At 55.6% G+C, this 18,227-nt stretch carries 23 protein-coding genes; 6 read left to right on the plus strand and 17 right to left on the minus strand.

Annotated features, from left to right (window positions below; all coding sequences use genetic code 11):
- Window positions 1–231: 231 nt before the first annotated feature.
- Together OZ656_RS15100 and OZ656_RS15105 are read left to right on the plus strand one after the other, a co-directional pair.
- Window positions 232–750 carry a TolC family protein gene (locus OZ656_RS15100; protein ID WP_008169850.1) on the plus strand — a complete coding sequence of 173 codons (519 nt, stop codon included), beginning with the start codon at window positions 232–234 and terminating at the stop codon, window positions 748–750.
- A 430-nt stretch (window positions 751–1,180) separates the two neighbouring features.
- Window positions 1,181–1,672, plus strand: a complete 492-nt coding sequence (locus OZ656_RS15105) for a hypothetical protein (RefSeq protein ID WP_011786374.1) — start codon at window positions 1,181–1,183, stop codon at window positions 1,670–1,672.
- 16 nt (window positions 1,673–1,688) lie between these two features.
- Here the strand turns inward: OZ656_RS15105 and OZ656_RS15110 are convergent, their stop codons facing one another.
- Window positions 1,689–2,594, minus strand: coding sequence for a DMT family transporter (locus OZ656_RS15110; RefSeq protein WP_286715643.1), 906 nt, complete (start codon window positions 2,592–2,594; stop codon window positions 1,689–1,691).
- A gap of 123 nt (window positions 2,595–2,717) precedes the next feature.
- Here OZ656_RS15110 and OZ656_RS15115 point away from each other — a divergent pair, with 123 nt between their 5' ends.
- On the plus strand, window positions 2,718–3,647 hold the full coding sequence (locus tag OZ656_RS15115; protein ID WP_278351419.1) for a helix-turn-helix domain-containing protein: 930 nt from the start codon (window positions 2,718–2,720) through the stop codon (window positions 3,645–3,647).
- 21 nt (window positions 3,648–3,668) lie between these two features.
- On the opposite strand, the gene mtgA is transcribed toward OZ656_RS15115, so the two are convergent.
- From mtgA to OZ656_RS15170, 11 genes are all read right to left on the minus strand, one after another.
- Entirely contained in the window at window positions 3,669–4,376 is a 708-nt protein-coding gene (gene mtgA, locus OZ656_RS15120) for a monofunctional biosynthetic peptidoglycan transglycosylase (RefSeq protein ID WP_379944695.1), read from the minus strand.
- 11 nt (window positions 4,377–4,387) lie between these two features.
- Window positions 4,388–4,597, minus strand: coding sequence for a hypothetical protein (locus tag OZ656_RS15125; protein ID WP_379944696.1), 210 nt, complete (start codon window positions 4,595–4,597; stop codon window positions 4,388–4,390).
- Window positions 4,594–5,046, minus strand: a complete 453-nt coding sequence (locus tag OZ656_RS15130; protein WP_379944697.1) for an amidohydrolase family protein — start codon at window positions 5,044–5,046, stop codon at window positions 4,594–4,596. Before OZ656_RS15130 ends, OZ656_RS15125 begins: the two co-directional genes overlap by 4 nt.
- A 77-nt stretch (window positions 5,047–5,123) precedes the next feature.
- Complete coding sequence (locus OZ656_RS15135; protein ID WP_379944698.1) at window positions 5,124–6,431, minus strand: MFS transporter; 1,308 nt, start codon at window positions 6,429–6,431, stop codon at window positions 5,124–5,126.
- A 17-nt stretch (window positions 6,432–6,448) separates the two neighbouring features.
- The gene (locus OZ656_RS15140; protein WP_379944699.1) at window positions 6,449–6,958 is read right to left on the minus strand and encodes a hypothetical protein; all 510 of its coding nucleotides are present in this window, start codon (window positions 6,956–6,958) and stop codon (window positions 6,449–6,451) included.
- Window positions 6,958–7,287 (minus strand): YqjD family protein, encoded by a 330-nt coding sequence (locus OZ656_RS15145; protein WP_011786381.1) that lies wholly within the window; start codon window positions 7,285–7,287, stop codon window positions 6,958–6,960. Before OZ656_RS15145 ends, OZ656_RS15140 begins: the two co-directional genes overlap by 1 nt.
- A 132-nt stretch (window positions 7,288–7,419) precedes the next feature.
- Complete coding sequence (locus OZ656_RS15150) at window positions 7,420–9,279, minus strand: M48 family metalloprotease (RefSeq protein WP_379944700.1); 1,860 nt, start codon at window positions 9,277–9,279, stop codon at window positions 7,420–7,422.
- Between the two features lie 142 nt (window positions 9,280–9,421).
- Window positions 9,422–9,808 carry a DUF2750 domain-containing protein gene (locus OZ656_RS15155; protein WP_379944701.1) on the minus strand — a complete coding sequence of 129 codons (387 nt, stop codon included), beginning with the start codon at window positions 9,806–9,808 and terminating at the stop codon, window positions 9,422–9,424.
- A 36-nt stretch (window positions 9,809–9,844) separates the two neighbouring features.
- Window positions 9,845–10,483: an SDR family oxidoreductase gene (locus tag OZ656_RS15160; protein WP_014422316.1), complete on the minus strand. Its 639-nt coding sequence runs from the start codon at window positions 10,481–10,483 to the stop codon at window positions 9,845–9,847.
- Window positions 10,484–10,551: 68 nt separating this feature from the next.
- Window positions 10,552–10,884, minus strand: coding sequence for a ribbon-helix-helix domain-containing protein (locus tag OZ656_RS15165; protein WP_199452405.1), 333 nt, complete (start codon window positions 10,882–10,884; stop codon window positions 10,552–10,554).
- Window positions 10,885–10,938: 54 nt separating this feature from the next.
- Window positions 10,939–11,520 carry a DJ-1/PfpI family protein gene (locus OZ656_RS15170; protein ID WP_014422317.1) on the minus strand — a complete coding sequence of 194 codons (582 nt, stop codon included), beginning with the start codon at window positions 11,518–11,520 and terminating at the stop codon, window positions 10,939–10,941.
- A gap of 159 nt (window positions 11,521–11,679) precedes the next feature.
- Here OZ656_RS15170 and OZ656_RS15175 point away from each other — a divergent pair, with 159 nt between their 5' ends.
- Window positions 11,680–12,348 carry a glutathione S-transferase family protein gene (locus OZ656_RS15175; RefSeq protein ID WP_011786389.1) on the plus strand — a complete coding sequence of 223 codons (669 nt, stop codon included), beginning with the start codon at window positions 11,680–11,682 and terminating at the stop codon, window positions 12,346–12,348.
- Window positions 12,349–12,372: 24 nt separating this feature from the next.
- Here OZ656_RS15175 and OZ656_RS15180 read toward each other — a convergent pair whose 3' ends face one another.
- From OZ656_RS15180 to OZ656_RS15195, 4 genes are all read right to left on the minus strand, one after another.
- Window positions 12,373–12,828 (minus strand): GatB/YqeY domain-containing protein, encoded by a 456-nt coding sequence (locus tag OZ656_RS15180; protein ID WP_011786390.1) that lies wholly within the window; start codon window positions 12,826–12,828, stop codon window positions 12,373–12,375.
- Window positions 12,829–12,911: 83 nt separating this feature from the next.
- Entirely contained in the window at window positions 12,912–13,649 is a 738-nt protein-coding gene (locus OZ656_RS15185) for a ZIP family metal transporter (RefSeq protein ID WP_011786391.1), read from the minus strand.
- A gap of 26 nt (window positions 13,650–13,675) precedes the next feature.
- On the minus strand, window positions 13,676–14,131 hold the full coding sequence (locus OZ656_RS15190) for a DUF4112 domain-containing protein (RefSeq protein WP_379944702.1): 456 nt from the start codon (window positions 14,129–14,131) through the stop codon (window positions 13,676–13,678).
- Window positions 14,132–14,188: 57 nt separating this feature from the next.
- Window positions 14,189–15,610 (minus strand): PLP-dependent aminotransferase family protein, encoded by a 1,422-nt coding sequence (locus OZ656_RS15195; RefSeq protein ID WP_031211335.1) that lies wholly within the window; start codon window positions 15,608–15,610, stop codon window positions 14,189–14,191.
- A gap of 249 nt (window positions 15,611–15,859) precedes the next feature.
- Between OZ656_RS15195 and OZ656_RS15200 the strand changes: the two genes are divergently transcribed.
- Entirely contained in the window at window positions 15,860–16,315 is a 456-nt protein-coding gene (locus OZ656_RS15200) for a pyridoxamine 5'-phosphate oxidase family protein (RefSeq protein ID WP_286715653.1), read from the plus strand.
- 74 nt (window positions 16,316–16,389) lie between these two features.
- A complete protein-coding gene (locus OZ656_RS15205) occupies window positions 16,390–16,842 on the plus strand; it encodes an MgtC/SapB family protein (RefSeq protein ID WP_011786395.1) in 453 nt (150 codons plus the stop codon).
- Window positions 16,843–16,861: 19 nt separating this feature from the next.
- Here OZ656_RS15205 and OZ656_RS15210 read toward each other — a convergent pair whose 3' ends face one another.
- A complete protein-coding gene (locus OZ656_RS15210; RefSeq protein WP_023011206.1) occupies window positions 16,862–18,022 on the minus strand; it encodes an AI-2E family transporter in 1,161 nt (386 codons plus the stop codon).
- Window positions 18,023–18,227 lie beyond the last annotated feature (205 nt).

Consider the following 18,227-nt stretch of genomic DNA (forward strand, 5'->3'; position numbering starts at 1 on the left):
TCCGGCCAGACAATGATCCGGTCTGGCGGAAACGAGGGCTCAAAACGTTTCTGCCGCGCAGACTCCTAGATGCCAGACTAGTAGAGCTGCAAGCGGAAAAGGCCGGGCTAGCCAGCGACCTGATTCCTCTGCTTGGGCGTCGTCCGACGGGGGCCAGTTTGCAACTGATGGCGCCATCTGAAACGCTTCTGTTCGCCGATGGACAGTTGGAACCAGATCATCCGCTGATTCGTGCAGCCGAGGCGAGGGAAGCCGAGGCGCGCGCGGCTGGATGTTGCCGAAGTCGATCGTCGACCTACGTTCACAGCTAATGCCGGCTATAACAGCCTGTGGGCTGACGAGAGAAAACGTTGGGTCGTCGGCATTGGCGTTCGGATCCCATTTAGTGGGCAGCGCCAGCACAGCGCCGTTCGAAAGGCGACTGCCGAAGCATCACAAAAACGATGGCTGGCCACTCAGGCCCAGCGGGAATGGCGGGCCTCGATAGCTAAACTGAGGGCAAGCGTTGAGGCCGGCCATGGTCGACTGAACATCCTCAACGAGCGACACTTGCCAAACCAGCGCGCGCACTGGGAAGCCAGTCTGAACGAGCTGGCCAGTGGCACTGGCAGACTGGAGGACGCGATAAATAGCGCAAGACAGCTTACTGGGGCCAAACTCCGTCGAGCTGGGGTGATCCGTGATCTATATGGTGCCTCGGCCGGGTACGAAGCCCTGATACCGGTGCGTACTATCAATGCGTTAAATTAAAGAGGTAATTCAATGGTCAAGTCTTCGGGCATTTTGGATAGCACCAGAAAGTTCCCTTCAAAATGCCCGAAGACTCGACCAAACCACTTGGACCAAAACTCATGAACCTTCCTGAAGGTTCGCTTTGCGACCGTAGCGTTTACTACGCCTTGAAAGCGCCGAGTTATGGTTTCAATAACCGCCTCCACAACCAGCGAAACAATGATCAAACAGCAAAGAGTTTTCCCACAGAATCTGTGGATAACTGTGTTGGCAACCCAAGGATAGCCGCTGTGAATGGCTCAACCACAAGGCCTGGCGATGAGCGGAGGTAAAATAATCAACTCGCCCTTTGCTTCAAGGTTACCGCGCTGTGTGCAACCTGTAATCGCAGCCTTTACGAAATATCCGTAGCCTGTCTCATCACATCCACAGGTCACGGTGAAAACGCATGCTCGACAGGTTGAGAAGTATTCCAGTACGCGGTTTGTTCGCCAGGCTGTTCTCCTGGTTGTTTTTCGGATTGGCCTTCGCTCTTGTGGCAGCAACCATCGTCGATGTTTTTGAGCTCCTGAACTCCGATGAGCCCTTGATGCAGGCCATGATTAATGGCGTTAACGGCAGCATAATCGCACTGGCCGTTTACGAACTGGCGATGGTGATCCGCTCGGAATACAGCGGCCGTTCAGAAACTCACGATATAGTGACTATGATGCGCCGCACCCTGCCCCGCTTCATCAGTACCGTTTGCGTGGCCATGTCGCTTGAAGGCCTGATCATGATCATCAAATACAGCCAGCTTGATTTGGCGGGGAATCTCGTTTATCCGGTTGCGATTATTGCGAGTACAGCATTGTTGTTGGCCGCACTAGGTGTGTTTTTAAAAATGGCCCCAAAAGAGATCGGTGCGAACGGGTGCGATGAGTCCTGCACGACAAAGTGAGCCCATAGCAACAGAGTCAGGTCCGTTGCTCGGGAACGCTGGTTGCGCTGACGCTCTGACGCTTGCCGGGACGAAACAACACATAGTTTCCCAATATGGCCAGCAGGGCGCCCAGCATAGCCGGCGTCGTCCACTCGAATCCCTCCAGCCAGGTGGAGACCGAAAGAGCGACAACCGGGAACAATACCGCGGCGTAGCCTGCATTGTCGGCGCCCAGCACCTGGATGACCGTAATGTAGCAGTAGAACGCCACAATAGAGCCGGGAACGGCAAGGAACACGGTCGCTCCCCAGAATACTGAGGTGGCAGGCAGCATCCACTCTACCCCCTGGATCAGGCACCACAATCCGAGAATAAGTGCTCCATAAACCATTGCCCAGGCATTGGCCGTAAACAACGGAACCCCTGCGGCCCTCACCTTCACGCTCACCAGGTTACCCATGGAAAACCAGAAGGTTCCAGCGACCGCAAACAGTATGCTCGCGCCAGTGGCATTGCCAAGTTGCAGGTCATGCCAGAACAGCAGCGCGACACCGGTCACACCAAGGGCCACGGCGGGGTAGAGCCTCGCTGTCGGTCTGGTTCGCAACCAGAGCCAACCGTTGAACGCGTTGAACAGTGCCGCCAGAGAAAACACGACCGCCAACAACCCACTGGTCATCGATTCGGCGGCCCGATAGATCAGGAGAAAATTCACGCTATATAGCGTCAGCCCTTGCAAAAAAAGCCAGCCATGCTGGCCAGGCGTCAACCTGCTCAGCCGCCGGGTAACGGCAAGAACCGCAAGTGCAACCACAGAAGCCATCACAAAGCGATAGAACACTGCCAAATCCACAGACGCAGATTCGACCTGCAGTCGAATCGCCGTCCAGGTCAGACCCCATATCAATACAGTCAGTCCATAATGGGCACTAATGGGCATGATTCAGAGGCTCCCAGTTAAATGGCAAGTTCGGGCGTCAGGTGGTCAGATTATGGAAACGAACGCGCGATAGCTTGTCAGATCCTGCGGAACCGTGGATGATTCTTGCGGAGGCCTTGCATTATGGACAACCCAACGACAACAAACCCGTCACCGCTGCAAGACAGACGGGGGCAGCTGGACATTGCCGACAGCCTTCGCACGGCGGGCGTTGCGCCGCAGAGAATGATGGACCTGGAGCATGGAAAAACCCTCGCCCAGTGGCAGAACCGTCAGGGGGAGGTTCGCTACGAGCGCCCTCGCCATCACGCCCTGAGCATCTACATTGACAAGGGCCAGCAAGCCCAGCGGATGGTCAACGGAAAGGCGGTAAGCCGCGGCTTTCCCGGCGCCGTGTGCCTGTTTCCTGCGGGCAGCCGCTCCATCTGGCAAATCGGCGGGCAATTCGAGTTTTTCCATTTCTATTTCAATGATGTCGATGTCGCTCGATGTGCCAGTCAAACCTGGGATTCCGACCCGGATAAGATTCAACTGAACGAGCGCTACCACCGTGAGGATCCGATCCTGGCCCAGGCAGGTAAACTCCTGGTGCTTAGCGACTGGCAGGCACCCGGCCAGGCAATGGCGATGGATCACCTGGCACAGTGGCTCCTGCTACAGGTGGTCAGCCGACACGCCAGCGTCACCAAAGCACCTCCCGCAGTTACCGGGCAACTGTCCCATCAGTACCGGCGACTGTTACAGGAGCAGATTCATGCGGAACTGGACCGGCCTCTCACACTGTCGGAAATGGCCGGCTGGGTGAATCTCAGCCCCTACCATTTCGCAAGACTGTTCCGGGCCACGTTTGGCTGCGCCCCCTACCAATATGTACAGGAACAACGGCTCATCCGGGCACGCGATCATCTGCGCCAATCAACCACCAAAATCACTGCCATCGCTCTCGCCTGCGGCTTCAACGACGCCAGCCAGTTCAGCAAGGCTTTCAGGGCCAGATTTGGCGTGACACCATCCCATTACCGAAGCGAGGCTCACTCATCAAAGAACCGTTGAATCATCAACAGCGGTTTGGCACTACCTGCCAGCGTTGATTTCGGCTAGATACCCCGCCCTCGATAACCGAGCCATCTGCCCCTCAATCCACGCCACACGTTCCTGCACGTAAGGCGTGGGTGAAAGCACGCTCAACACTTTCGGGTTAGGAAGGACTGCAGCGAGATGTGCAGCCTGGAGTGGCGACAGCACGCCCGCCGGAATGCGGTAGTAGGCGCGGCTGGCTGCCTGTACGCCGTAGATGCCCGGTCCGAATTCTGCGATGTTCAGATAGACTTCAAGAATCCGCTGTTTAGGCCAGATCGCATCAATTGCAAGTGCCAAACCCGCCTCGATGGCTTTTCGGACAAAGCTTCGATCATTCCAGAGAAACAGATTCTTGGCCGTTTGCTGGGTGATGGTACTGGCACCTCGCAAGCCCTCACCGGCCTGATACTCAGAGACAGCCTCGCGAACGGCCTTGAAATCAACCCCATGGTGCTCCGGGAATCGCTGGTCTTCACTGGCGATCACCGCCAGCGCCATCCATTCGGATACCTCAGATATTGGCACCCATTCGTGCTGCAAAGGCTCGCGGGAATCACCCATCTGATAACCCAGCATGAAGGCAGAAGTCGGTGGGTTCACGAACCTGAACAGCAGAATAATTGAAAACATCAGCACCAGTGCGGCTACAACCACCCAGAACATCAGCCGCAGTGACTTTCTAGCAAAAGAGGCCTTGGCCATAACCTGATTAATTACCTCGCCGGGATAAACTGTCCATAGCCCATTTCACGACCGAATGACGGCGAGAATTCCTCGTCGTCGACCGCCAGCCGTCCGTTGATCAGAACCGTTTTTACAATGCCGGGATTGCGATTGACCAAACGCTGCAGATCAAAGTTTTCCATCTCGCCCCAGTGCACCTGCTCAAGGTCCTGATCGAACCCCGCAGGATCAATAATCACAACATCGGCTCGGTCGCCTTCACGAATCTTGCCCGCATCCACACCGAACCAGTCGGCCTGGTCTTGTGGGCTTTCAGAATAGGCAGCACCCGCTCCCTCGGTACCGTCTCCACGCGCGTAAAGATATCCGAGGCGTCCTCGTAGTCGCTGCACACCATGCTCAAGGAGCAGCTCCCCACCAGCACGGTTGTCACGCCGTAGCGCGCAGATTCCGAGAGGCTTGGGCTTACCAGCAGCTCGGCATCGTAGTGCGCGTGGGTATCGAGAAAGCCTGGCATCACCCAAAGCCCGGAGGCATCAATCACGCGCTCAGCATTGTCATCAGCAATCGGATCGGCCGTCACACGAACAACGCGGCCATCCTTGATAGCAAGATTGCGGGTAAACGAGAGTGCCCCGGTGCCGTCGAAATAGCGACCGCCCTTGATGATGAAGTCATATCTGGCCATGGCAAAACGCCCCTTAGGATCTTGTTGTTGTGGGATGGCTATGAATCAGAATAGCCGAAGCTGGGGCAGATACCGTGTCAGTCCTCCGCTTTTCGGGCCTCAGTCGCAGGCACTTTCAGCATCAGCACAAACCCGATCAGCAGGAACAGCAAGATCGTACTCATGCCCCAACGCTGGCTGTCGGTAACCGACGTCACCCAACCCACCAGCAACGGGCCGGCAAACGCGGTTGCCTTCCCGGAAAAGGCGAACAGGCCGAACATCTGAGTCTGCAGATGCGGCGGGGCCACACGGGCCAAATGAGAGCGACTGGCCGATTGCAGCGGCCCAACGAAAATGCCCAGAATCATGCCCCATATCCAGAACGCGGTGGCCCCATCCACCACCAGAATCGCGAACGCACTGCAGCCCAGGCCCACCAGCGACAGCAGGATGGTATTGCGACCACCCAGGGCATCGTCAATCCAGGCAAAGCCTAGCGCGCCCAGCCCGGCAGTGACGTTCAGGGCAATGGCGAACTGCAGCACTTCCGTGGGACTCATGTTGAACGTGCCGGCAGCATAGACGCCACCGAAGGTAAAAATTGTCGCCAGGCCATCGGTGTACAGCATCCTCGCAACCAGAAACCGCACGATGTCCCGGTATTGCCGTACATGAGCAATGGATTGTTTCAGTTGGGCCAATCCAGCCCGCGTCGCCGCCCCCAGACTCAAACCGGTTGACGGACGATCCGGGATAAAAAAGAACGCCGGCAAGGCAAATACCAGATACCACACGGCCACCAGAACGAAGGTTGCCCGCACGTGCTCTGCGGCGTCTCGATCAAGGTTAAAGAACGTGCCGTCCGCTTCGATAAAGCCGTAGAGCGCCACCACCAGACTGGCGATACCGCCCACATATCCCAGCCCCCAGGCCCAGCCAGACCAACGCCCTGTTCGCTCCGGTCGCGCCAGATCCGGCAACATGGAGTTATAGAAGATGAAAGCGAACTCGGCCCCGAGAGTGCCGAGCCCCACCCACAGAGCGGCCGTCCAGAACTGACTCTGATCCGGCGTCACCGTCCACAACATGGCCGACGAAATCACACACAGGAGCGTAAAACTGATCAGCCAGGGTTTGCGCCGGCCTGACTGATCGGCAATTGCACCGAGAATCGGAGCAAGTATGGCAATCACCACCCCGGCTATACCAACGATGTTGCCCCATGCCCGCGTGCCCGCCACTTCATCCTGAATCACCGAGACGCTGAAGTACTGGGCGAAGACAAACGTAAGAATGATCGTAAAGAAGGCACTGTTGGCCCAGTCATAGAGCGCCCAAGACCAGAGTGCGCGTTTATTCTCAGGCGCACCAGGTAGGCTGGACTGTAATGGTGATGGTGGCATGTCTTGCTCTTGGTCTGTTACTGCGTTGTTTCCGACTGGCTATCGGAAGGTTGTGAGCCAGACATATGCTCAGGCTTGGCAGCACGTTCAGCTTCGGCTTCCTTCATCAAAACCATACCGCCCTGAAGCAACAGAGACTTCAACCGGGGATCTCCCTGTTCGGCGATGCCCAGCACAAAAGCAATAGACGCCGATTCCAGAGGGTTCTTTCGAATCAGGTTCCGTAAAGATTCTACCGGCGATGACATACCTGAACTTTCGCCGGAATCGGCCTGTCCGTGAGACCTGGCCGGCCGTGTCATACGATAGAAAAAAAGCACTAACAGGAGAATACAGAAAAAGCCCGTCACGGCCATCGCACCGGCTTCACCCAGCACAGGAGCCAGGGCCAGCGTGGCGGCGTTGACGAGCATGTAAAAACCGGTAATGAGCAGGGCCACCAGCAAAACCAGCGCCAGCAGTAAACCCAGAACTGCCGCGACTACCTTTCGCAGCGCGCCCTGCAACCAGGCCGACTCAGGCATCATCAGCGATCCAACAAGCGACCCACCAACAACCCGGCCAGAAACATAAGAACAATACTGAGGAAAGGACGCTCCTCAATCTTGTGTTCCACGTTTTCCACCGCTTTGCCACTGACATCCTTTGCACGGTCAAGGGCTTCATCGCCCCGCCGCTTTACCTGGTCAAACGCTTCCCGGCTTTCGCGGCGTATCTCGTCTCGGAGATGACTGATGTTGTTCTTCTGGCCTTCAGCGACACTTCTGGTCAGCTTGGCCATATCTTCCTGAAGACGGCGCAGATCCTCACGAACCTGTTCGTACTCATTTTGTTGACCGGATTTCGCTTCCATCATCTTGCCTCCTTATCAGTATGATTACTGCTATTTCGGCTATGGCTGCGTGTATCCAAAAGCAACCACGGTCATTCCAACTCTAGCACAGACTCAGAAACACGATGTGAGGGGTTCTTAATGTGAAAACGGCGGTTACAGGATTCGGCTCCCTTTTTTAACAACCCTCTTTGCCACAGCTTTGGCGTCCCCTGACTTACAGACGATGAAGAATCTACCGTCAACATCCAGACTTTCGGCCACTCGAGCTTGTAGCTTATTTCGTGAGAAAACGATGCCTTTAGACTTGAATGCAAGGATATATACCGGATCCTCCGGCATGTGGCGAACGGGTTTCTGGGCCAACCAGACCTTTCCGACATTTGGCATACGCTTGAGTTGCGCGATTAATTCGCCAAGCCGCTCTTTTTCAATTTCAGGCTTCATCAGAGCATCTTTAGGGCTAACACTCTGGCGCTCTTGATGGGCTGCAACAAAGATTTCCTGCTGAGCCAAAGAGTCCTGCCACCAAGCCTCAGCTTCCTCCCGTTTGCCCTTATCCAGGAGGAACTGATAACCCAGCCTCGCACAGTCGCCAATCAGGTTTGGATTGGTTCTGGCCAAAGCTAAAGACTCTAGACCCGACTCATCATCACGACTCAGAAGAATACAGGCAATATAGAAAGCGCAGCCCGTGGCCTGAGGCTGACGTTCACGAAACGCCAGAAATAGAGGCAATGCCTGCTCATCGGAGACAAACTCCCGGGTCCAACACGCGTAGTCCCAGAGAGTGTCATCAGATAGTTCTGCTGCATCACTACCTTCCATCTCTTTCAGCTTGGTGCGGGCGTTCGCCACGTATTCGTAGCGCTCTCGCCAGGCTTCACCATTGGCTGTCAGCCATTCACGATCAAAATCCGCCATTACCTGGCGGCCACGGTCGCCGAGCCATTCATCGGCTGCATTCACTTCCGTGACGGTCACCTCCGGTGTTTCCACACCAAGGCTCATCAGCCTGTCCCGCAAACTCGGATGCGTGTTGGCGTAATGCGTCTGTACCTGCATTTCCTCATTGATGCGTACCTTCATCTGTTCTCGATCAAAGGGACTATCGTTGAGAAAATGTGCCAGGCCTGCAAACGGCGCAAAAGGGGGCTCCGCCACTTCATCCGCTTTCCTAAAATAGTTCTTCCAATAGTGATCGTCGATATACGGAGCCGTCGCATGGACATTCACCAACGCTTGTGCAGCCGTTTGCGGTGACGTGAGCTCCGCTGCGATGGCATCGGCCTCGTACTCATTGCTCCGGGCAAGCGCAAAGGAATAGGCCTCAAAACGGGGTGAGTACCAGTTGAAGAACTTGCGCATCACGGAAGCGCCCCATGACTCTGCATGTTCAAATGCGGCCATTATCCGGAGCCAACTCAAACGCACACGGTAAATCCAGGCATTGAAACGACTGTGATTGCCGGACAAATGGCCAAACTCGTGGGCCAACACAGAGCGCATTTCTTCAGGGGACAGAGTCAGCATCAAAGGGTAGCCGACGATAAGGTAATTCCGGTTCCAGCCAAACACGCCCAAACGAGGGTGTTGAACTACCGCAGCATTGAGATTGTTATCCAGTATAACCCGGTGAATTCTGACCGCCTTCAACTGCTTGCTCAAACGGTCAATTTCCTCAAACAAACGGGGGCATTCTTTTCGTTTGAGCGTGTAGCCTTCAGGCGCTTCAAAACGGACCCAGAGCGCCTTCAGAAGTACCCAGATGGCGATCAGAATGACAAAAATCAGCTTTTTCTTTACCAGAATGAGGAACAAGGCTGTACTGAAAACAGCCGCGGCGACCAGCCCACCAGCAAGACCAATCAGAGCGAATAACACCCCGAATATTGCCAGGTATCCAATCAAGGCGAATAACGCCAGTTTTGTCACGTAGCGCCGTGGATGGGCAACAGTTTCTTGCTCGGCTTTACGCACCAACTCAATAAAATCTTCCTCTGACATACTACTCATGCTCTTTCCTTGCGACTCGGTCTCTGAGCATGACCTTATATCAGCGCGACTCTCCCAGCCCTGAACCCGGTCTCATAAATTACAGAAGTCTGAAACTGCTGCTCACTGACAGCTTAAAAGGCTCGTTTACAGCCGATAAAGCCTAGAAAGATCCCGACAACACGTCCTGAAGATCCTGCTTCAGCTCTTCCGGCTGCGTTATCCAGAGCTCACTGTCGGCGCCCGGAAAAACGCCCACCTCAAGCCCGTCACGGCTTAGCCCTGGCACCCATTTCTTGAAGAAATCCGGCAAGGAAATCGCCTTCGGGCTCAGGTCACCCGAAGGACCTGCATAATCAGCCGCAAAGTCCTCACCTGGCCATACCGGGAGATACCCGACCCCATCCTCTTCCGAGACGATTTTGAGAAACTGGTTATCGCCATTGACCAGTATCCAGAGCTCGCGCTCTTCCACCACAGCGTCCAGAAAATAGTCGTAGCGTTCTTCGCCATCCATTTCCAGAATCGAGGCTAACGGGTTATCGCTCATTGCGGCTCTCTTGTTGATCATGCCGGCGGATGCGGCTTACAGGTTCGCCAGCGCATCACGCACCGGCACATCTCCAGACACTACATCAAAAACGCAATTGCCGGTATTGTCAGAATCCAGCACAGCCAACAGAACCCGGGCAACGTCCTGGCGAGGAATCTCTCCGAACGCGTCCAGTCGCTCGCTGACAGACACCTTACCGTTGCCATCGTCATTGGTAAGTCGGCCAGGGCGCACAATGGTGTAATTCAGACCACTGCTTTTCAGGTGTTCATCGGCATTACGCTTGGCACGCAGGTAATGCTGAAGCTTTTCAGGGCCTTTTTCGGGCTCTTCAGCTCGCATACTGCTGACCATGATGAAACGTTTGATGCCCATGGCCTTGGCGGTATCCACGAGGCGAATCGCGCCATCCTGATCCACATCTACTGTCTTGTCCGGACCAGTATGGGGGCCGGACCCGGCAGTAAAGATAACGGCGTCACAGCCCCGCATGGCTTCGCTGCAATCCTGCTCCAGGTCGCCAATCACCGTTTCCGTGGCACCAAGCTGCTGCAACTCCGGCCCCTGGTCTGCGTGGCGAACCAGTGCTCGTGCCTCATGCTTGCTATCCGCGATTTCCTGTAATAGAAAACGCCCGATCTGCCCGTTGGCTCCGGCAATGAATACATGCATGGGGTGCCTCCCCTGTCTGTTGTGTGAAATGAACCTACCCTACTAGCTGCGCCCGAACGGCGGATAATTCAAGGGACCGACACGACCCGGGACTGGGCCTTACCCGATGAATGAGCCGTTATCAGGGGAACGGGACGGGCTTCGCGCTGCGCCAGATAGCGTGTGCAGCTTACACGGAGAAAGGAGGCGAAGTTCTCTACTTCACCTCTCAGTTCCATCACCTCTTCGTGGAGTTTGGTGATGAGCTGATTGGTGGTCATGCCGTCCACTTCGGCAATCTCCCGGAGAATATCCCAGAACTGGTTCTCAAGCCGAAGCGTTGTGACCACCCCCCGGATACGGAGAGAACGGGACCGACTTTCAAACAGGATCGGGTCGGCTTTCACATAGAGTTCACACATGGAGTCGGTCTCCTGTGATAACGGCAGCCTCCAGCGGAGGCTGCCGGGTTAAGACTAGATCGAGATCTCAGCACCAAGCAGTTTAGCAAACGCTGACAGCCATGCCGGATGGGCAGGCCAGGCCGGAGCCGTCACCAGGTTGCCCTGAACGTGAGCCTGATCGACCGGAATGTCCATGTAACGACCACCCGCCATTTTCACATCGGGCCCACAGGCAGGATAGGCACTGCACTCGCGCCCCTCCAGCACTCCGGCGGCGGCCAGGATCTGGGCGCCATGACAAACCGACGCAATGGGTTTGCCCGCGTTGTTGAACGCCTGCACGATCTCAATCACCCGCTCATTCAGGCGCAGGTACTCCGGGCCCCGACCACCGGGAATCACCAGCCCAGCATAGTCATCAACCTGAACCTTATCGAAATCGTAATTGAGCGCGAAGTTATGACCCGGCTTTTCGGTGTAAGTCTGGTCACCTTCGAAATCATGGATGGCGGTTTTCACGCTGTCGCCGGATTTCTTTTCCGGGCAGACCGCGTGTACTTCGTAGCCCAGCATGGTCAGTGCCTGGAACGGCACCATGGTCTCGTAGTCTTCGGTGAAATCGCCGGCCAGCAGCAACAGTTTTTTATTCGACATGTTCATTCCTCCCTGTTTGATCAACAATGCATATCCATCATGCGCCACTTTCAACAGGGATAGGTAACAGCGGAATACTACATTTCGAGTGAACCAATCAGCCTTTTTCAGCCTACTGTACTACCCTGACCACTTATAAAACGGGAACGGAGCTTCCGAATGATCACAGTTCACCACCTCAATAATTCACGTTCACAACGCATTCTCTGGATGCTGGAAGAACTGGGCGTACCCTACGAGATCCAGCGCTATGAGCGCGACCCTGAAACCATGCTGGCTCCAGCCAGTCTCAAGAAAGTGCACCCCCTCGGAAAGTCCCCGGTCATCACCGACGGAGATCTGGTGGTTGCCGAATCCGGTGCCATCATCGAATATCTGGCGCACACCTATGGTAAAGACACCATGCTGCCCGAAGCCGGAGGCCAGCAGTGGCTGGATTACACCTACTGGATGCACTATGCCGAGGGCTCGCTGATGCCACCGCTGGTCATGCGCCTGGTGTTTGAAAAAGTGAAGACCAGCCCAATGCCGTTCTTTATCAAGCCGATCGCCAAAGGAATTTCGGACAAAACCAACCAGATTTTTATCGGCCCGATGATCAAGACCCACCTGGACTTCGTGGAGTCACAACTGGCCAAAAACACCTGGTTTCTTGGGGAACAGCTGAGTGCGGCGGATATTCAGATGAGCTTTCCTCTGGAGGCATCCGTCGCAAGGGGCATCGTTGGTAACGACAGGCCAAACATCAAGGCCTGGGTAGCGCGGGTGCATGCGCGCCCCGCGTACCAGAGAGCACTGGAGAAAGGTGGAGACTACGACTTCGCCTGACCAGGCCGTGGTCCCAGCGCTGGCTTAACCCGCCAGCGCAGCTCGAACTTTTTTGCTCAGGTGCCCCATATCCACCCGGCCGAGCACCTGAGGCTTGAGTTCATTCATCACGTTTCCCATGTCCTGCATACCGGAGGCTCCCGTCGCGTTAATGGTTTCGCGGATAAGCGCATCCAGATCGTCCTCAGACAGCGCGGCAGGCATAAACTCCTCGATGATCACCATCTCCGAGCGCTCTTTGTCTGCCAGTTCGCCCCGGCCTGCGTCATCATATTGTGCAGCGGCGTCCCGGCGCTGTTTCAACATCTTGTCCAGCACCTTCAGAACATCGTCATCAGTGAGTTCCCGGCGCTCGTCGACCTCAATCTGCTTCACCGCAGCCTGAGCCATACGCAGCGTCACCAGGCGGTCTTTGTCCTTGCTCCGCATTGCGTCCTTGACTGCGCTGGAAAGTTTTTCCTTAAGTGATGTATCCGCCACGGTTAGTCTCCTGTTCTGGGATAATAAAAAAGTAAACAACGCATAAAGGGCAGAATGATAGCCAAACTACGCCGGAACGTCCCCTATCCGGATAACGCAACCTCTCCCATCACCCCAAGCAGAAAGCCTGCAAGCGCACCCAATGGTGGCGCCCAGTGTTTTTTCAGGCGTACCTGAGGCGCTATGTCCTGGAAAATGATGTAGAGAATACCGCCTGCCGCAAACAGCATGATGCCGGATACCACACTCGGGGCATCCGACAGCAGAAAGTAGCCAAGGGCACCGGCCACCGGCCCAAGCAACGCCATCAGCGCCAGGGCACCCACAATCTTCAATCCTCGATAATGGGTTGCGTCCACCAGTTCCCGATAGGAGTTAAAGCCCTCCGGAATATTCTGCAACGCAATGATGCCGGCCAGCAGAATTCCGCCCTCACTGGACACCGAAAAAGTGGCGCCGAGGGCCATGGCTTCCGGCACAAAATCCGAAAGCATGGCCACCAACTGACTCGCCGGCGTGCCATTGGCAGCCAGCCATCGATCCAGAAGCATAAAGCTGATACCGCCTCCGGCAAAACAGACAACGATACCCACCATGGGCAAGTTAGCCGTCCCTTCTGGCACCAGTACCAGCGCAACCGCCGCCAGCAGCGCGCCACCACCAAACGCGATCACACTGTGCCGCACCTCGGTTTCCAGCCAGCGCGGGTGAATACGCTCCACCGATGCCAGTGCTGCGCCCACAGGCATTGCAAGACCGGCCATCAATGTCAGTAGTAGTATCTGCATAAGGCCATTGGCCTGAAGTGCGTCCAGCATCATGCTCTATCCATAGTCAGTTCGGGTGTTCAAAGAATGAGCGACAAACCACCGGTTATCACGGCAAACAGAATCGACAACCCAATCAGCGTTCCCCAGGGGAACGGCGGTGACGGTGGTTCAATCGCCAATTCCTTCTCAAGATAGTTTCTCAGCAGTCTGGTATTGCGAGTATTCGCCTTATACACGGCATCAAAGGCATCTCCCACCACCGGCAACAGGCCACCCAGGAAATCGATGACCATATTTCTGAGCATTCTTAACTTCACAGCCTTGCTGGCGCCCGCCCGTTGCGCTTCTACCAGCACATAGCCCGACAGGATCAGGCCAGCCATATCACCAACCACCGGTAACAGCCCGATGATGGCCTCTATGCCAATCCGGAACCTGGTAAATGGAAGGCCGATGTTGCTGTCCATGAGGCGACTGAACCGGTCAAGACGATTCAGAATGGCGCGCTGTCTCGCCTCGGATGGTGTTGTCATGCTGCTTCCCTTTGCTATTCCGACGGATTTTGAGTCAATTACAAGCTGCGGTTACATTCAGGTTAACGCGCTTCTGAGGATGCTGACGCAATCCTCCATTTCCCGCTCACTGGCACTGGCAAACCCCATGACCAGACCGGATGATGCGGTATCTCCGATGTAGTGCGCACTCAAGGGCGTGCTGCCAAAGCCTTGTTTCCTCAGCCATCCACTCAAGGCTGAGTCATCAAACCGGCCTTCAAGCACCAGATGCATACCCGCACTCTCGGCCACAGGGTGCACCAGATCCCCGAGTTTCCTCTGCACCGCGTCCTGGAAGTACTGCCACTTGTCCCGATACAACTGACGCATCCGGCGAACGTGTCGAACGAACTGGCCACTCTCCATAAACTCGGCAATAGTGGCCTGAATCAGCAAGGGCGTTTCGCCACCACCGACCTGTTTGGCCCAGAGCACCGGCTCCACTACTTCCTCCGGAAGAACGACATATCCCACTCTTAATGCCGGCAGCAGCGTTTTGCTGAAACTTCCCACGTACAGTACCGGCGCATTGTCGAACATACCCTGCACCGCCGCAAACGGCTTGTTGAAGAAATGAAATTCGCTGTCATAGTCGTCTTCCACTATCCAGCAATCGTTCTGCCGAGCCCACTGCACCAGGGCCATCCGTTGGGAGAGGTCCAGAATCCCCCCCATGGGATATTGATGGGTGGGGGTGCAGAACAGCAACCTGGCGGAGCCCAGATGTGGCAACGCGGTCACATCAAGAACCTGATTTTTCAGGGGAATGGGCACCAACGGATTGCCAAGGCGCCCCAACGCATTGCGGGCACCTCGATAGCCCGGATTCTCGCATAGGACACGATCGCCGGGACTCAGAAACACATCCGCCAGCAACGACAAGGCCTGCTGCGCACCATTGGTGATCACAATCTGATCGGCATGGCAACGCACGCCACGCGACGTTCGGAGGTAGTTCGCAATGGCCGTCCGCAGCGGCAGGTAGCCCTGAGTGCTGTCATAACCGCGAAGCCCCCGCCGGCTTTCCTGATGGTGCAGCACGCGGTTCCAGGCGTTGACGGGAAAGGCGTCCAGATCCGGCAGGCCGGGCTGAAATGGCAAGCAGGCATCTTCCGCTCTGCGGGGAGTCCCACGCACCCTGTCTGGCAGTGAAGGCAGTCGGAAACTCCCGCCAGAGGGTATTTTCAATTTTTTCCCAGCCGGTTCGATAGCCGACCCGATATCCTCGTGAACGAATACTCCCCTACCTGCATGGCTCTGAAGGAAGCCTTCTGCTTTCAACTGATCGTAGACCGCATTCACTGTGTTCCGACTGACGCCAAGATCCTCCGCCATTTGGCGACTGGACGGCAACCGGTATCCCGGAGGATAGCGTTGAGCCAGAATCCGATCAGCCAACTGTCGATAGAGCTGAAGCTGCAGAGATTGGTCAGCATCAAACCGAATATCATCAATCACAACCACTGGTCCTATAAAAAAACACAATCTGGGTCTTTTGAGGGTATCAGAAGTGACGTGAAATAGAACGCAACTGTCCAATCCACAGCCTTGAGGACCACCGAATGAATCAGCCAAATACTCAACAAGCCTCACCTCTCACGTCCTGCCCAAGGAGCACCGTGAGGCGGGCCACCAAAAGAGCCTCGGTGAACCGCCAGGTTGCCTATACGCTGATTTGACCGACTCAAAACCGCGCACCTGGGCTTTGTGGAGGACGGCGAGCCCCGCATCATCCCGATTACCGCCTGGCGAATGGATGACCACCTGTACGTTCACACTCTTAATGGAGGCCGGTTGTCAAAACGCCTCGGCTCGGGCCAACTCCTTTGCATCTCGTTTGCCGTCACCAATGAATGGGTTTTGACCAAGTCTGCGTACCACCACAGCGCCAACTACGAATCTCTGGTGTTGTTCGGCTGCGCACAGCTCGTGGAAGACTCTGCAGAATTCGACGCCGCATTCCGGGCCATCATCAACCAGATTGAGCCAGGACGTTGGGAGCAGGTACGGGCACCGAACCAGAAGGAGCGCCGGGCAACCGCGCTGTTCCGGATACCGATTGAGGAAGGCTCATTCAAGAGCCGGACCGGTGGCCCCAACGAAGATCCCGAGGATATGGAATTGCCAATATGGCACGGAACCGTGCCGGCAGTAACCTCATAAAAGGACGATCCCGGCCTTACCTGCTAATCTGCGTGAGCAGATACAAACAAAACTGAAAGACCAGGAGACGATCTGTGCTGGAAAGCGAAATCCCCTTAATGGACATGGTCATTCGACTGCTTATGGCGGCTGGCCTGGCACTGGTGCTTGGGCTTGAACGTGAACTACGAGGGAAGCCAGCGGGACTGCGATCGCACATGCTCGTCTCCGTGGGGGCATCCGCATTCATCATGATGGGCATGCACATTTTGCTCGCCACGGCGGAAGGCGACCCTTCCGCCCGAATTGACCCCACACGCATTGTCGAAGGCGTGATTGGCGGCATTGGCTTTCTGGGCGCCGGCAGTATCATCCAGAGCCGCGGCAATGTTCAGGGCATTACCACGGGAGCCTCCATCTGGGTATCCGGCGCCATTGGCGTAGCCTGCGGCCTTGGCACCCTGGCCCTTGCCAGCATGGTGACGGTGCTTTCATTGATTATCGTGGTCGTGCTTGGCCGATTCGAGCGAGAAGTCATCAAGGATTGAAGCTGTGGTCACACCCGAATCATTTACCCAACAACTCTCCTACCGGACGAAAGTTCACCACATAATCGCACACGGATTTTGCGATCATGAGAATGGGCGTAGCCACAATCAAGCCCACTGGCCCCCACAACCAACCCCAGAACAACAACCCGATAAAAATGGCGACGGCATTCAAACTGGAGACGTAACTCGTCAGCCACGGCATCAGCAGATTCCCCTGAATACTGGTGATGACCAGCGATGTAAGCGCAACAATCACGGCAGTATTGAGCTCGCCGAACTGCAGAAATGCGGCCACCCCAGAGCCGACCAGAACCAGGAAAGGCCCCAGATACGGCACACCACTGGCAATACCAGCCACCACGCCCCACAAAGCCGCTTGCTCAACTCCTAATAGCAGGAATGCCAGCCAGGTGAGAATGCCGACAAAAAGCGCACTGATGACCATGACAAAAAGGAACCGGCGTACCTGGTGATGCAGCTCGTTCATAATTCGTGCCGCCTTGCGCATACGCCGGAACGACGGGCCGGATATTCTAACGATCTTACGCCGGTATAGCTTGCCGACGGAAAGCAGGAAAAACACCAGTAGAAGCACAGAAAACATCTGGGAAATAAGAACTATTGTGGCCGGCGAATTGCGGATGACATAGTCACGAACGTCCATCGGCTCATCCACCACCCGTACGGGTGTCACGCCGGCCTGAACAGCCGGTTCCTCCTGGCTTTTCTCGGCGGTTTCCTCAATCTGCTTGGCGGCAATCTGGGCTTTTTCCATGATGCTTTCTTCATCCTCGGACGCAGACGCATCTTCACGCTGAAGCTCCTTGATGGCCTGGGGAATCTTGTCCAGCATGGCCATGGCTTCCTGCTTGAGTGGCACACTTGCCGCCGCCAGAATCGCTATCAGTGCGCAAAGAACCAGAGCTGCACCCAATGGACGGGGTATGTGAATCCGATCCAGTGTCGCCACCAACGGATCCAGGGCGTAACTGATCAGAACTGCGACCACAAGCGGCAGCAGAACAGGCTGGGCCCAGTCGATAAAATACAGGGAGGCGATGCTGGTCAGCACAATCAACGACATGCTGCGGATATTGATGGCTTCAATCAGGGCCGTTGTTGAGTCCTGTTCGCCAGAACCCGACCCGACACCCGGGCTTTCCTCGTTGTGACTCATAACCGCAGCTATGCCTCATATCAGATCCATGATTGAGTAGAGTGTAGCCCCCAAGATGGCAACTAATGGTTACGATATTTTATGGCAAGGTTTAAGATCGATGGCAAACTCGAGAAATAATTCCAGAAATAGGTATTTTCCCGTTTCTGAAAACTTTTCTATGCAACGCCTGTTATTTAGCGTACTGTCTATTTCGTTGGAAAGA

The sequence above is a fragment of the Marinobacter sp. LM1 genome (assembly GCF_042763285.1).
In the GTDB taxonomy this organism is placed as follows: Bacteria; Pseudomonadota; Gammaproteobacteria; order Pseudomonadales; family Oleiphilaceae; genus Marinobacter; species Marinobacter nauticus.

Bases quoted from the DNA above. Each gene is read 5' to 3' on its own strand.
- OZ656_RS15105 (WP_011786374.1), top strand. From the start codon at position 1,181: ATGCTCGACAGGTTGAGAAGTATTCCAGTACGCGGTTTGTTCGCCAGG.
- OZ656_RS15110 (WP_286715643.1), bottom strand. From the start codon at position 2,594: ATGCCCATTAGTGCCCATTATGGACTGACTGTATTGATATGGGGTCTG.
- OZ656_RS15115 (WP_278351419.1), top strand. From the start codon at position 2,718: ATGGACAACCCAACGACAACAAACCCGTCACCGCTGCAAGACAGACGG.
- mtgA (WP_379944695.1), bottom strand. From the start codon at position 4,376: ATGGCCAAGGCCTCTTTTGCTAGAAAGTCACTGCGGCTGATGTTCTGG.
- OZ656_RS15130 (WP_379944697.1), bottom strand. From the start codon at position 5,046: ATGGCCAGATATGACTTCATCATCAAGGGCGGTCGCTATTTCGACGGC.
- OZ656_RS15135 (WP_379944698.1), bottom strand. From the start codon at position 6,431: ATGCCACCATCACCATTACAGTCCAGCCTACCTGGTGCGCCTGAGAAT.
- OZ656_RS15140 (WP_379944699.1), bottom strand. From the start codon at position 6,958: ATGATGCCTGAGTCGGCCTGGTTGCAGGGCGCGCTGCGAAAGGTAGTC.
- OZ656_RS15145 (WP_011786381.1), bottom strand. From the start codon at position 7,287: ATGATGGAAGCGAAATCCGGTCAACAAAATGAGTACGAACAGGTTCGT.
- OZ656_RS15150 (WP_379944700.1), bottom strand. From the start codon at position 9,279: ATGAGTAGTATGTCAGAGGAAGATTTTATTGAGTTGGTGCGTAAAGCC.
- OZ656_RS15155 (WP_379944701.1), bottom strand. From the start codon at position 9,808: ATGAGCGATAACCCGTTAGCCTCGATTCTGGAAATGGATGGCGAAGAA.
- OZ656_RS15160 (WP_014422316.1), bottom strand. From the start codon at position 10,483: ATGCATGTATTCATTGCCGGAGCCAACGGGCAGATCGGGCGTTTTCTA.
- OZ656_RS15165 (WP_199452405.1), bottom strand. From the start codon at position 10,884: ATGTGTGAACTCTATGTGAAAGCCGACCCGATCCTGTTTGAAAGTCGG.
- OZ656_RS15170 (WP_014422317.1), bottom strand. From the start codon at position 11,520: ATGTCGAATAAAAAACTGTTGCTGCTGGCCGGCGATTTCACCGAAGAC.
- OZ656_RS15175 (WP_011786389.1), top strand. From the start codon at position 11,680: ATGATCACAGTTCACCACCTCAATAATTCACGTTCACAACGCATTCTC.
- OZ656_RS15185 (WP_011786391.1), bottom strand. From the start codon at position 13,649: ATGATGCTGGACGCACTTCAGGCCAATGGCCTTATGCAGATACTACTA.
- OZ656_RS15190 (WP_379944702.1), bottom strand. From the start codon at position 14,131: ATGACAACACCATCCGAGGCGAGACAGCGCGCCATTCTGAATCGTCTT.
- OZ656_RS15210 (WP_023011206.1), bottom strand. From the start codon at position 18,022: ATGAGTCACAACGAGGAAAGCCCGGGTGTCGGGTCGGGTTCTGGCGAA.